Source organism: Campylobacter bilis, from assembly GCF_016806695.1.
Lineage (GTDB): Bacteria > Campylobacterota > Campylobacteria > Campylobacterales > Campylobacteraceae > Campylobacter_D > Campylobacter_D bilis.
In genome coordinates, this window is record NZ_WUED01000017.1 from 1 (window position 1) to 14,193 (window position 14,193).

13 protein-coding genes, 1 tRNA gene and 1 pseudogene are annotated in these 14,193 nt (G+C 30.9%); 2 read left to right on the top strand and 13 right to left on the bottom strand.

Translation table 11 applies throughout. The features are described 5' to 3' along the window. The 10 genes from GRQ01_RS07150 to GRQ01_RS07195 all read right to left on the bottom strand — a co-directional run. The coding region (locus tag GRQ01_RS07150; RefSeq protein ID WP_458795912.1) for a flagellin N-terminal helical domain-containing protein at positions 1-515 on the bottom strand (515 nt) is incomplete at its 3' end. Between the two features lie 106 nt (positions 516-621). Continuing rightward, entirely contained in the window at positions 622-2,448 is a 1,827-nt protein-coding gene (locus GRQ01_RS07155) for a motility associated factor glycosyltransferase family protein (RefSeq protein ID WP_158335084.1), read from the bottom strand. Between the two features lie 9 nt (positions 2,449-2,457). Continuing rightward, complete coding sequence (locus tag GRQ01_RS07160; RefSeq protein ID WP_158335085.1) at positions 2,458-3,699, bottom strand: DUF2920 family protein; 1,242 nt, start codon at positions 3,697-3,699, stop codon at positions 2,458-2,460. Continuing rightward, complete coding sequence (locus GRQ01_RS07165) at positions 3,686-4,213, bottom strand: type II secretion system protein (protein WP_158335086.1); 528 nt, start codon at positions 4,211-4,213, stop codon at positions 3,686-3,688. Before GRQ01_RS07165 ends, GRQ01_RS07160 begins: the two co-directional genes overlap by 14 nt. Next, entirely contained in the window at positions 4,214-5,221 is a 1,008-nt protein-coding gene (gene tsaD, locus GRQ01_RS07170; RefSeq protein ID WP_158335087.1) for a tRNA (adenosine(37)-N6)-threonylcarbamoyltransferase complex transferase subunit TsaD, read from the bottom strand. Further along, positions 5,218-6,612, bottom strand: coding sequence for a peptidoglycan D,L-carboxypeptidase Pgp1 (pgp1, locus tag GRQ01_RS07175; protein ID WP_158335088.1), 1,395 nt, complete (start codon positions 6,610-6,612; stop codon positions 5,218-5,220). The genes tsaD and pgp1 overlap by 4 nt, the downstream gene beginning before the upstream one ends. 1 nt (position 6,613) lies before the next feature. Continuing rightward, positions 6,614-7,684, bottom strand: a complete 1,071-nt coding sequence (gene dxr / locus GRQ01_RS07180) for a 1-deoxy-D-xylulose-5-phosphate reductoisomerase (protein ID WP_158335089.1) — start codon at positions 7,682-7,684, stop codon at positions 6,614-6,616. Further along, a complete protein-coding gene (locus GRQ01_RS07185) occupies positions 7,681-8,406 on the bottom strand; it encodes a phosphatidate cytidylyltransferase (RefSeq protein WP_158335090.1) in 726 nt (241 codons plus the stop codon). The genes dxr and GRQ01_RS07185 overlap by 4 nt, the downstream gene beginning before the upstream one ends. An 8-nt stretch (positions 8,407-8,414) precedes the next feature. Next, a complete protein-coding gene (locus GRQ01_RS07190) occupies positions 8,415-8,750 on the bottom strand; it encodes a hypothetical protein (RefSeq protein ID WP_158335091.1) in 336 nt (111 codons plus the stop codon). 1 nt (position 8,751) lies between these two features. Beyond that, positions 8,752-10,059, bottom strand: a complete 1,308-nt coding sequence (locus GRQ01_RS07195) for an NFACT RNA binding domain-containing protein (protein ID WP_158335092.1) — start codon at positions 10,057-10,059, stop codon at positions 8,752-8,754. Between the two features lie 62 nt (positions 10,060-10,121). Here GRQ01_RS07195 and GRQ01_RS07200 point away from each other — a divergent pair, with 62 nt between their 5' ends. Then, complete coding sequence (locus GRQ01_RS07200) at positions 10,122-10,712, top strand: molybdenum cofactor guanylyltransferase (RefSeq protein ID WP_158335093.1); 591 nt, start codon at positions 10,122-10,124, stop codon at positions 10,710-10,712. A gap of 2 nt (positions 10,713-10,714) precedes the next feature. On the opposite strand, the gene GRQ01_RS07205 is transcribed toward GRQ01_RS07200, so the two are convergent. Together GRQ01_RS07205 and GRQ01_RS07210 are read right to left on the bottom strand one after the other, a co-directional pair. Next, positions 10,715-10,804, bottom strand: a tRNA-Ser gene (locus GRQ01_RS07205). 60 nt (positions 10,805-10,864) lie between these two features. Continuing rightward, on the bottom strand, positions 10,865-11,422 hold the full coding sequence (locus GRQ01_RS07210) for a hypothetical protein (RefSeq protein WP_158335094.1): 558 nt from the start codon (positions 11,420-11,422) through the stop codon (positions 10,865-10,867). 294 nt (positions 11,423-11,716) lie between these two features. Here GRQ01_RS07210 and GRQ01_RS07215 point away from each other — a divergent pair, with 294 nt between their 5' ends. After that, the gene (locus GRQ01_RS07215) at positions 11,717-13,831 is read left to right on the top strand and encodes an RNA degradosome polyphosphate kinase (protein ID WP_158335095.1); all 2,115 of its coding nucleotides are present in this window, start codon (positions 11,717-11,719) and stop codon (positions 13,829-13,831) included. A gap of 61 nt (positions 13,832-13,892) precedes the next feature. Here the strand turns inward: GRQ01_RS07215 and GRQ01_RS07220 are convergent. Continuing rightward, positions 13,893-14,193 (bottom strand): annotated as a pseudogene (locus tag GRQ01_RS07220) (autotransporter outer membrane beta-barrel domain-containing protein); the annotation flags it as partial.

Genomic DNA, 14,193 nt, shown 5'->3' on the forward strand with positions numbered 1-14,193 from the left:
GTCACCCCAATTTTAGAAGACTGAGTAGCACCTATGCTTGCTTTTATAGTTTGGTTTGAACTTGAACCAATTTGAAATTCTTGATTAGTAAAACCTCCACTTAAAAGTTGTTTACCATTAAATGAAGTTGTATTTGCGATATTGTCTAATTCTTCCATTAAACGGTTAATATCTGCTTGAAGCATGGTTCTTGTTTTTAAGCTTTGGCCATCTTGAGCTGCTTGAGTTGCCTTAGTTTTAATAGTGTCTAAGATTTTAAGCTGTTCATCCATAGCCTTATCAGCTGTTTGTAAAATACCCAAAGCATCATTACCATTAGATATGGCTTGACCTAAAGTGTTTGCTTGAGATCTTAAACTGTCTGCAATAGCCATCCCTGAAGCATCGTCTGCTGCTGAGTTGATTCTAAGACCTGAACTTAATCTTGCAAGAGATTGATCTAAGCTTTTAGAATTAAGATCTGAATTGGCTTTAGCATTTAATGCTGCAACATTTGTGTTAATACGAAATCCCATTTTAAATCCTTTTAAATAATTTCAAGCTCATCCATGAACTTGTTATAAGCTATATCGTTAAGTTAAAAAAAATCTTTATAGTTTTTCTTTAACCTAAACATAAAATTCAAAATATTTTTTCTAGACTTTTTTTTCTTGTATCAAGTTTTTCAATCAATAAAGCCAACCATTCCTTATAAGTTTTAATTATTAAAAATAAAAATTGTTTTTCTTCTTTGATTTTTTGTGAGATAATTTTACTAAGTTCAAATCCTCTATAAAACAACACCCCTTTTAAAATACCATCATTTAAAACAGTATTACTGTCTATTAAAGCATTAAAATTTTCTATATTTTTAAAAACATTTAATAAAAAAATCAAAGAAAGCTCTTTATTACTCGATAAGATTTTATCTAAAGCCTCATATAAAAGCTTAGCATCTTGTAAGACTTGTTCAATCATTTTTAAATCCTGGCTTAAAATTGTTAAAATTTTGTTTAATATCTTATTACTTCTATTAAGAGTGAATTTTTTTGGAATGGCTAAAATCTTTTTATTACCATTTGCTAATTTTAAACAACACTGCTTAAAATCAAGCTCTTGAGTAAAAGCTATCCTCGCTCCTCCTTCAGTAGCATTATAAAAATTCACTTGAGGATTCCTTGCAAATAAATTTTCTAATTTCTTTCTATAATCATCCCATCCTATATGCGTAACAACCTCTTTCTTTCCACCATAAGCTAAAATTTTATATTTAGGAAGTTCTAAACTCTGATCAATTTCTTCTCCTAAGACAAAATTTTTATAATGAGATTGACCGTTTTGATTATAAGCTAGATCCTGACCTATCATAATAATATTTTTAAAGCCTAAAGCTAAAGCCAGACTATAGCACATATGACCCACATGAGTTCCAACTTCTAAATACCCAAAATCATAAGCATTAATTTTTTGATAAACGAGATTTTTATTTAAGACTATACAAAAATGTAATTGTCTATAATTTATAAAATCAGAAACATGTGGATGGGTACTTTGAGCTAGAACAAACAAAGTTTGCTTTAATTTATCTTCTTGAAGATCTTTAAAAAATTCTAAAGGATATTCTTCAAAATCAAGATTTAAAACATAATCAGGAATTATATTGTTTTTATAAAGCAAAGGAAAAGCACCATCAGCACAAAAAATCACAAAATTGTCTTGATACTTTTTCAAAAGCGGAATTTGTTTTTCAAGACTGGGTCCAGCACACACTACCATGCAAGTTTGAAATTGATTTTTTCTCTCTTGTATTATTCTTTGAAAAGGAATGTTTTTTAGCATGAAAGGAATATTTTGTATGAAATTATCGTAGCACAATAAAGCTATTTTCGAATTTGGATTTAAATTTCTAATAACAAAATTAATACAATTATAAATTAAATCATCAATTTTTATAATCTCTTGTATAAAATACTTTTTGTAATAAGAATTCATAAACATTTCATAAAGACTTAAATACTCAAACATATCCTTTTGATCAAATAATATACCAAGTTGCACATTGACTTTTTTTTCATTGAGATCTATAAGATAAATTTTACCACTACATAATTCTTCACTTAAATCTACCATACTTAAAGCTAAAATAAAAAGTTCTATCTCAGCTTCAAACACAAAAAGATGTTTATAAGAACAAGCTAATTTTTTTACCAATAAAGCATTTCCTATACCATAAATACACACAAAGGGATATCTTAAAGTTTTCTCTAAAATAGTTTGATAAAAATAATTTATTTCTTCATGCACATTTTTATACATAAAAACATTATTATTTTTATCATAAATATTACAATTTTCATCTTTGCTAAAACGAGAACAGGTCTCATTTTGCATAAAATTAAAAAGCCTATTGCCCAAAGGCTCATTAACTCCGCTTAATAAAGCTTGGATGTTTTTTTCTAAAACAGTCATGAACTTTTCCTATACTTTGTCTATTTTTAATGATATTTTATCATCTTCCTCACTAAAGCTATATATCAAATTCTCACAAGGATAAACAATACATTTTTCTTGATCAATTTTAGATTTTTGTTGTGTCTTTTCTAAGATCGATAAAAGTTCTTTAGATATTAAAGTCTTTATAGACATTTGCATTCCATGATCTAAATTTTTAATAAATTTACCATCTACTTGATGAGGATCTTTAATCATATTAAGCTTAGCATCAAACCCCAAATCTTTGAAATATTGATATAATTGTATCTTATCCTCTGGCGGTGCTATTTTTTTATCATAATAAGAATGATAGCTTATATAATAAGGCTTAGGATATCTTGCTTGAATTTGAAGATGAGTAGGTTCTAATATATTTCTTATCATTCTTCTTGCAGGAGAGAAAAAATACTTTGAAGCAGAATTATTAGTCCAAAAAGTTTTACTAGAACAATGCACTCTAATATGTTGAAAAAAATCAAAAGTATTAAACTCAGAATAACGTATAAAATCTATCTCTTTACCAAAACCCACAAGACGCCAAAGAAATTTAGCATAGCTTGAATTATCTATAATCCCATCAACAAGCCAAGGAGCTATTTTAGCCGCTAAATGCGCCAAATAACCTCCATGAGAACTCCCCACCATAACCACAGGCAAATCTTTAGCTTTAAAAGGACCTTGCTTTTTAAGATAAAGAACAACATTTAAAAGATCTTGAGTTTGCATAATACCGAAATTTTGGTACTCGTTTTTAGTAGGATTTAAACTTACATGTAAATTTAAAAAATAATCAGGCATAAATCTGCCTTCTTCTTTGCCTTTAGTTATATTATCATTAATAAAATGAAAGATTTCACTCATTTGCTCATAGCTTTGAATCTTGTCCACATTATAAGCAAGCTTTATATCAATAGCCTCACAACTTGCTTTTAAAATTAATTTATCAATCTCATCTAAATAAAAACTAGATCCTGTTTGAGGACGATTGCCAATACAATGGTAATTCACACTAACAACACCCACGCCCAATTCTCTTGCTACTGTTTCAGCTAAATGATCACGATAATTTTCATTCGCATCCCCACCCAAACCTGGAATGATAAAAACCAAAGCCTTTATTTCTTTTTCATCATCAAAACAAAGCTTAAATTCAAGCTTTGATTGTCTTTTTATATCAAGCTCTACATCATCACAAGAATCAATCTCATAAGCATTACTCACTATCATTAAATTGCCCTAATAAAAGATAAGTTTTGCTAGCTAAATTTTTAAAATTCTCATTTTTACTCAAAGCCACACAAGATCTATTTTTTGAAGTACTTGTAAAATCAATGTTTTCAAAATCATCTTTGATATTATTAGCTGCATTGATAATAGCATTTTTGCTAGCTTCATTGCTTGAAACTCCCATTAAAACAAAATCTGCTTTATTGATAAAGACAAGCTTTAAGCACTCTTTATCCTCAGCTACACCAAAATTAAGCTCTTTTACTTCATCAAAATCTTTAAGATCAGCATTTTCAACCTCGCTAACATTACTCATCGCTTTTATAGTGCTTAAATGATCGTTTTTTAAAGCATAAATGCTAATATCATTGATTAAAGTTTTAAGATTATTTAAAGATTTGCTAAGCTCAGCCTCATCTTTATTATAAGCCAATTTTGGCAAGGCAATAGCAGCTAAAGCGCCTAAAATCACTATCACAAAAACAAGTTCTAATATAGTAAAAGCTCTTTTCATTCATATCCTTGAAAAATTTTTATTTTTAGGGCTTAAAATTTCTTCTTCTATGCTTACAAATTCTTCATTTTCATACGCATCCACAGCTGCTCTTGCTATCATTAAAGCATTATCACAACAATACTGCAAAGGAGCTAATTTTAAAAAAGTATCATATTTTTCACACAAAGTTTGCAAACGCGAACGTAAATTTAAATTCGCACTCGCACCCCCTACTACACCAAAATGCTTAAATTTATAAAGACTAAAAATCTTTTCTAATTTATCCATGATATGATCACAAGCTGCATTTTCAAAACCATAAGCAAGCTCTGCTTTCATAGCTTCATCTAACTCACCATGCTTTAAAATTTCTAAGCGCACTGCATTCTTAAGTCCTGAAAAACTATAAGCAAGCCCTTTAGAATGCTTTAAAGGGGTATTAAAACAGACATTCTTCAATTTAGCATTTTTAGCCAAATTTTCTATAATAACTCCTCCAGGATAGCCCAAATTCATCATCTTAGCCACCTTATCAAAACTCTCACCAAAGCTATCATCATGCGTACTTGCTAAAAGTTCTAAACTTCTGTCATTCTTAAGATAAAGCACCATAGTATGCCCCCCACTTACAAGCAAAATACCCATATCTAAAACTATTTTTTCTTCCAAAAAAAGACTATAAATATGACCTTTAAGATGATTTATAGCAATTAAAGGCAAATTTAAAATACTCGCTAAAGTTTTAGCCATAGAAATTCCACTGATTAAAGCAACACTAAGCCCTGGCTCATTAGTCACTGCTACAGCACACAGCTCATTAAAATACTCTTTGCATTGTTGAAGTATCTTTGGTAAAGCCTCACTATGAAGCCTTGCAGCAAGCTCAGGCACCACCCCACCATAAACACCATGATCTAATTCTTGAGAAATTTTTTTATGAAATTGACATTTTAAAGTGTTTTTATCGATGATTGCTATAGAACTATCATCACAAGAACTCTCTATGGCTAATATAAACTTTTTCATTCAAATTCCACTAAAACAGAACCTAAGAATTTATCTTTTGATCTTGCAAGCTTTAAAACATTTAAATCCAAAGTTTTGGCATTTTTAATCAATTTATTATTAGTATTTGCTTCTAAAAGTTGTTGCAAATTCGCTCCTCTTAATTCATAAAATTCCACACGATAAATCTTACCCGCCTTATCTAAAGAATACTGCTTTTGCATGTCTTTTTTATACACTAAAATATTGCTTTCATCTTTACCATAATCAAAACCTATGATATTAACACGTACTTTAGCTATTCTTGGGACAAGAAATTTTTCCTTTACTTTAATCTTGCTTGCAAAAGGAACAGTAATTTCATTGCCATCTACTTCAAAAGCCACCTCATTAAAAGCATCGCTAAATTCTAAATACTCAGGATACAATCTTGTTTGAAAACGATTACCATACTGTATAAAAAAAGAATTTCCCTCAGCTACCACAGCAGTGAGTTCATTGCTAGTATTATAGTTTAATTCCCTATTTATAGGAAAAGGGGCGTAATTAATGGCCTTTCTTGGATTTTTTAAAGAAAGCAAAACCCTATCATTAAAAAGCCTCACTTCAAGTTCTTTATTGATTGCCTTACTCACACCTTGTGGAGTAAGTTCAAAAGTCCTTATAAATTCAATTCCTGCAGTTTTTAAATAATTTTCAATAGCTAAAAGATGATAATAAGCCCTTAAATTCACAGGTAAATTTTTACTAGCTTCATTAGCAAAAGCTGCCTTATGATTTGAAATCACAAAATAAGTCAAAGCCTTTAGCATTTCAGTATCGCCAAGTTCTTGTGTTTTAGTATTTTTAAGATGATAGCTGTGTTTTGGATCGACTAAAGAGGAATTGACACTATTTACAGTTTGAGTAGCGATATTTTCAAGATCAGGATATTTGCTTGCATTAATTTCACTCGTATCAATGACACTTGAATTGCCCCAACGCTTTGGATTTCTCATAGCATCAATATAAGTAGGCTTATAAAACCCCCAACCATCATGAAGATTGATCACCATACTCACTTCAGGAAGCAAAATCAATTTTTTAATGCGTTCAACAGTTTTATAATCAGGATCTTTAGGACTGATATTTGCAAATTTACGGTTTAAATCCCCATTATTGCCTCTAGAACGTTTGATAATACTATCAAAAGCCAAATTAGGTGCTACTATAATCTTACCCTTAGTGATATTATAATCACTCAAAAGCAAACTTGCTGCATGAAATCCTCCTGGTTCATCGCCTTGAATACCCCCAAAAATCAAAACCGTATTATTATCATCTAAACTTTTACCATTCTCCCCTACGCTAAAGTCTAAATTCAAAGCAAAAATACTTGATATAAAAAATAAAATCGCCAGAAAAAATTTCATTTTAACTCCTTAAATACTCTCTTGTTTTAAAATCATACTCAAAAACTTCTTCTATACATGAAATCTTAGGCACTCCAAAATGATCCAATGCCTTAAAAATACAGCTAGCAATATCTAAAAAGCCCTTTTTATTTTCTAAAAAATTTTGCACCCCTATCTCATTTGCAGCATTGATAATAATCCCTAAATCAGGCTCTTTTAAAAGCTCATCTTTAAGCTTGAAAATAGGATATTTTTTTATACTGATTTTATGAAATTTCAAAGCAGGCATTTTGGTAAAATCCACAGTTTCTAAAATCGGCACATCATGCTTTTTCAACATAGCATCTGAAATTGCTAATTTCATATCCGATCTTGAAAAATACGCAGTGCTTGCACCATTTTTAAACTCACACATAGCATGCACTAAAGATTTTGGCTCTATTAAAGCATCGATGTTTTTAAAACCATAAAGATGATAAGCTTCAATGATTTCAAAAAGCTTATTTGCCATGGTTGCACTATCTATAGTGATTTTTACCCCCATATCCCAATTAGGATGCTTTAAAGCATCTTTAACACTCACATGCTTTAAATCTTTAATCTTATGTTTATAAAATGCCCCGCCACTTGCCGTAATATAAAGCTTTGCTAAGTTTTTTTTGCCTTCAAGCAAGAATTTTAAAGCCGCATGCTCACTATCTATAGGCAAAAATCGCGCCCCTTTTAAAAATCTCCCAGCCACTACAAGGCTTTCTTTATTAGCTAAGGCTATGCTTTTACCAAGCTCTTTAGCTTTTAAAGTGCTTTTAAGCCCTGCAAAGCCCACAATAGCATTAAGCAAAAATTCATCTTCACACTCTTTTAAAATTTGCTCTAAACCCTCCTGAGAAGCAAAAACTCTATCATGTTTAACCAGATGTTTGTTTTTTGCGTCTTTTATAGCTACAAATTGAGGTTTAAATTGTTCAATTTGTTTGTTTAAAAGCGTGATATTATCCCCACAAGCTAAAGCAGAAACGCGAATATTTTTCAAAGCAGCAAGTTTAAGGGCATTCACCCCTATACTACCCGTACTTCCAAAAAGTATCATAAAAAAGCAACCATTACAAAAGCAGCAATAATCACAGCATCAATCCTATCAAGTATACCCCCATGACCTGGAATCATATCCCCGCTATCTTTAACACCTGCTTCTCTTTTAAAATAACTTTCAAGCAAATCCCCAATAATAGCAAAAACTCCTACAAAAAAAGAACAAAGCAAGCAAAACCAAAAATCATAAACAAAAATTCCTAGTAAAGTCCCTATAATGCTTGCACAAACAAGCCCGCCAATAACCCCTTCTAAAGTCTTATTAGGACTTGTAAGAGAAAAAGGGGTTTTACCCATAAACTTTCCTATAAAATACGCCCCACTATCACAAGCTACAACTATAGCAAGCAACCAAAAAAGCACAAAAATACCTTGGTCTAAATACACTTGCCATAGTGCTAAAATAGGCAAACTAGGATATAAATACACCAAAGCCGGTTTTAAAGAAAGCTTTTTATAAACTAAATACCCCGCCACCAAAAGCAAGGCCAAAACCCCAAAAAGCAAAGCCTTGTGCATAAAACTTCCTAAAATAAAAGCTATAGCCAAAGGAATGATAGAAACATTTTCTAAGTCAAATAATTTTTGTGCTTCTTTAAAGGCAAAATAAAGCAAAAAAGCAAAAACAATAAAATTGACAAAAAATTGATCTATTAATGCAATCAGCACAATGGCTGCTATCATAACTAATGCTGAAACCATCCTACTCATATCAAACATAATTTTCCTTATATACTAATGTCTAAACGATGCGAAGCATCTTTTAAATCAAGCTCTGAGTCTAAATCCTCTTGTGCGTTTTCTTCATCATTGTCGGTTTTGGCTTGTTGATTGTGTTTTTTCTTTTTTTCTTCTTGTTCGGTTTTTTCTTGAATTTCTTCTTTGATCTCATGGGCTTCATTGACTTTTTCAAGCTTGTTTAGGGTTTTTTCTTTTTCATTAAATTCGGCCATATTAAGCGTGGTTGCAAAACCCTCTTTTGCAAGCTCATTGCCCACTTGCGTAGCAGGATAAGTCATGTTTTGATTGATAAAATTCATATTTGCTATAGGGCTAAGTGGCATTTTAATCCTTTATAATTTTAATGCTTTTAAAATTGGTATAATTTACAAAGGCTTTTTGCTGAATTTTAACACAATTTTTTAAAGTATAATCGACCCAATACGAACCTTTCTTTAACTTAGAAAAGCTTACACAAAGCCTTGCAGTAAATTCTAGCACATCAAGGCTAATTTTTTGCTTGTTTGATATAATTAAAGCATGCGCGCTAGCAATATCTCTTACATGAAACCACAAATCCTCTTTTTTAGCGTTTTTAAGCAATAACTCATTCCCTTTTTCATTCTTGCCTACGCAAATTTTAAACTCATTAAAATAAAAGCTCGCCACACAGTCTTCTTGCTTGCGATCTTTTTGATTTTTATTGCTTTTTTTAGGCAGTAAAACTTCAAGTTCAATTTCACTTTGTGCTTGCATTAATAAAGTTTTTAAACCAAAAAGAAATTCTATTTTTTCTTTTAAATTTTGCCTTTGTATATTTAAATTTCTAGCCTTTTGCTCCAATTTTTTAGCCTGTTGATAAAACAAATTAGCACTTTGCTTAGGACTTAGTTCAAGCTTAAACTCAAGTGCATTGCCCTCAAAATCCTCAAGCATAAATTCCCTATCATATTCTTTTAACACACTCAAATTCGCAAACAAAACTTCAGCTTTTTTCCTATAAGCTAAGGCCTTTAAAAACAGGGAATTTTCTTCTTCTAATTGAGAAAAAAGTCCTTGCAAATTTTCTATTTTTTTATCCACTTGGGCAAGTTTTACATTTTTTAATTCTTTGACTTTATTCTCATTAATACTTATAAATTTTTTAGAAAAATAGGCTTTAAAATCTTTTATCTCTTCAAAATCTTGATCCATTTTATAAGCTTTTAAAGGTTTTAAAATCACATTAGGCCTTACCACACGGTAACTCTTTTCAATATGTCTTAAAGCCTCTATAATCAAATCATTCTTATCTGTGATAATGACATTGGTATTTTTACCAGTAAATTCAAAATAAATCTTGCTTTCATAGCTTTTATAAGTCTTATTAGCCTGAACTTCAAAGCATAAAATACGATTATTTTCAAGCACTTTAAGATCTTTTATTAAAACATTGCTAAAATACTTTTTAAGCATGAAATCAAAAGGTGCATTATAATTTTTTGCATGCAAACAAGCAGTATAAATCGCACTCATTCCCCGAGTGAGATCAAAAATAAATTTATCCTTTGCAAAGCTTAATTCTAAGATATTATCATGGATACGCCTGATAAAATCGATTTTTTTAAATTGCAAAAAAAATTGTTGTACTTGTAAAAGCTCTGTATATTTCATAAATAAAATTATAAAATATTTTGACGAATTTTTGATAAAATTAAATCAAAAAAAGGAATTTTATGCGACTTAAAGATCTTAATTGCGTCATTTTATGCGGCGGAAAATCAAGTCGTATGGGACAAGATAAAAGCAAACTTATGATTAAAGATCAAAACCTAACTCAATTTCAAGTAGAAAAATTCTCTAAAATATTTAAAAAGGTTTATATAAGCGCTAAAGAAGATAAATTTCAAAACGCTTTTAAACTTATAAAAGACTCTTTAGAATTTCACATTTATTCTCCTATGCTTGCACTTTATTCTATACTTTCTTATTTTAAAGAAGAATATGTCTTCATCCTTAGCGTTGATACTCCTAAACTCAGTCAAAATGAGATAATAAAAATGCTTCCTTTTTTAGATCAAAAAAATCAAATCATTATAGCCAAAAGCCCTTCATATAAGCATCCTTTATGTGGATTTTATCACAGCCGCTTAGCTGAAAAATGCAAAAAATTATTAGAAAAACAAGAATACAAAATAGGACTTTTATTCTCTCAAGCCCAAACCCATTTTGTAGAATTTAGCAATGAAGATGCTTTTTTAAATCTTAATTTTTATGAAGAGTATGAAAAATTTAAAAAGGAATTTAATAAAGATAAAATCAAATAATATGGCGGACAGAGAGGGATTTGAACCCTCGAGACCCGTTAAGATCTGCACCCTTAGCAGGGGTGTGGTTTCAGCCACTCACCCATCTGTCCAATAAAACGAAGTAAGATTATACACAAAAATAAATAATTCCTAGCTTAAAAAGCTAAGAATCAAAGACTCATATAAGCTAAAAATAAGCTCACCACAATACCTAATCCTAGGACGAAAAATTGCTTATTTCTATCCTTTTTACTAGCTACTAAAGTGATGGCAAGTCCTGAAATATAAAGCATAAATAAAGCAATGCCAAATCCCACACTAAGTACAGAAAAATACCAAGCCCCTTTATCCTTATGAAGCATGATTATATCACCCAATAAAGATCGCGTTTGCAAAGTGATAATATACTCATTTGCCGATCTTTGAACTATATTAGCACTATAGTGGATCCCTCCTATGCTCACGCCTTTGTTCTTTTTGTTTTTAATGATATTAGTATTAGAAGGTATTTTTAAACCATTTTCTTTTAAAAACTCGATCAAAGCCTCTTTTTCTTTGCCATGCTCTATAGTTTTAACCAATTTATATTTTTCAACCTTAAGGCCCACATTTTGATTGATATTAAAAATATATGCTATGCCTGTTAAAGCAAAAAGCAAAGCACAGGGTAAGAAAAACAAACTAAGATAAATATGCATTTGTCTTAATAATTTATTCTTATTCATCATGATCGTTTCCTTGTTAATTATCAAAATTTATGATATTTTGACAAAATAACATGAAGCCAAAGTGAATTTTAAATAAAAAGTTTATATTTTTTAAAATAAACCTAGCAATTATAAGCCTACTATAAAACTCATTGCATCATCAAACACTGATTTTGATTTTCATACCCTGTGCGATCGCAGAATTTTTCAAAGCTATTTTTATAAGATACTAAGATGGTAAATGTATTTTAAAATATATTTACTATTTATTAAATTAAAAAAATTAAAACTTTATACTCAAGAGTTTTAAAATAAATGATAAAATACAGCAAAAAGGAAAAATCCATGCAAACAAGTCCTAATATGTTTATAAACCGTGAGCTTTCGTGGCTTGGCTTTAATTCTCGCGTTTTAGATCAGTGTTCTAAAGACTTGCCCTTATTAGAAAAGCTAAAATTCATAGCCATATATTGTACTAATTTAGATGAATTTTATATGATACGCGTTGCAGGGCTTAAACAGCTTTTTTCTGCAGGGGTTAGTGCAAGCAATAGTGATGAAATGACCCCTTTACAACAATTAAAAGCCATACGCAAATACTTGCACCAAGAAAAAGAATTATTAGAGTATTATTTTAATAAAATCACAAGCCAATTAGAAAAAGAAAATCTCTTTATCAAGCATTATGAAAACCTAGATCCTAATCTCAAGCGAAAATGCGATGAGTACTTTTTCTCTCATATCTTTTCAGTCATCGTTCCCATAGCCGTTGATGCGACACATCCTTTTCCTCATTTGAACAATCTTTCTTTTTCTTTAGCGGTTAAGATTTGCGATAAAGCACACCCTGAACTCGTAAAATTTGGCATGATTAGAATCCCAAGAGTCTTGCCTCGTTTTTATGAAGCAAGTCCAAACACCTATGTCCCTATAGAAAGCATAGTCCACCAACACGCACAAGAAATTTTTCCTGGTTATAAGCTTCTAGCTTCAGCTGCTTTTAGAGTGACTAGAAATGCTGATATGGTCATAGAAGAAGAGGAAGCAGATGATTTTATGATGATTTTAGAACAGGGCCTCAAACTCCGTAGAAAAGGTGCCTTTGTAAGATTACAAATCCAAAAAGATGCCGATGAGCAAATCGTAGAATTTCTTAATACCCATATGAAAATCTTTCATAAAGACGTTTATGAATACTCTATATTATTAAATCTTGCTGGTTTATGGCAAATAGTGGGCAATAAAGCCTTTACTCATCTTCTAAGCCCACTCTACACACCTAAAACCCTCCCGCCTTTTGATAAGAATCTTTCCATCTTCGATGCTGTAGAAAAAGAAGATATACTCATCATACAGCCTTTTGAAAGCTTTGATCCTGTCTATAAATTCATCAAAGAAGCTAGCAAAGATCCTGAAGTCATTTCTATAAGAATGACCCTTTATAGAGTGGAAAAAAACTCCAATATAGTCCAAGCCCTAATCGACGCAGCCAATGAAGGCAAGCAAGTAACTGTAATGGTAGAATTAAAAGCACGTTTTGATGAAGAGAATAATCTTCATTGGGCAAAGGCCCTAGAAAATGCTGGAGCACATGTGATTTATGGAATTACAGGCTTTAAAGTCCATGCTAAGCTTTCTCAAGTCATACGCAAGCAAGGCGAAAAACTCAAATTTTATATGCATTTAAGCACAGGAAATTACAATGCTAGCAGCGCGAAAATCTACACAGATATAAGCTATTTCACAAGCAAAAGCGAATTTGCAAAAGATACCACAAGTTTTTTCCATATCTTATCTAGTTTTAGCAAGAACCGCCGTCTTCAAACCCTCTCCATGAGTCCTAATCAAATCAAAGAAAAAGTCTTAGAAATGATACACCTAGAAACAAAGAAAAAAAACGAAGGCAAAATCATTGCTAAAATGAACTCTCTTGTAGACACTCACATCATACAAGCACTCTATCAAGCAAGCATGCAAGGGGTGGAGATTGATCTTATCATACGCGGCATTTGTTGTTTAAAACCAGGCGAAGAATATAGCAAAAACATACGCGTTAGAAGCATCATAGGAAAATACCTGGAACACGCTAGAGTTTTTTATTTTAAACACAGCAAGCCAAATTATTTCATCTCAAGTGCAGATTGGATGCCAAGGAATTTAGAAAGACGTTTAGAATTAATGACGCCTATATATGATGAAAGAAGCAGGGCTAAATTAGCAGAGTTTTTACACTTGCAATTAAGTGATAATGTCCTAGCCTATGAACTTTGCAATAATGCAGAATATAAAAAAGTCCCTACTTCAGATAAAATCATCAATTCTCAAGAAATCTTAGAAGAATACATGAGTAAAATTTACAAAACTCTTAAAAAAGACAGCGATCAAAGCCGCGCTACTCATTTAGCTTCCAAACTCTTCAAAAAACTCTAAGCTTTTATAATCTAGCTTATTAAAAAGGATTTAATAAGCTTAGACTATAGAGTTTATGGTTTCACCACAAATAATTAAACTGTGCAAAGGCTGTATGACTCGTTCCTTCTTTAGAAGATATAGTATTATAATTAATACTCATATGAAAGCTAGGGTTTAAAGGAAGTATTAAAGCTGTACTTAAATACCTTTGTATTCTAGCTAATTCAAACTCATCTTCTACCTTTACACTTCCAAAGCGTGCTTTAGAAGCTATACTAGGATTGGCATAAAACTTAGCACCTAATTCTAAAGAAGTCTTTAAATGAGGCAACCAATCTTCAAACCAAGTAAAGCTAGCCTTAGTGCTTAAAAGATTAAAA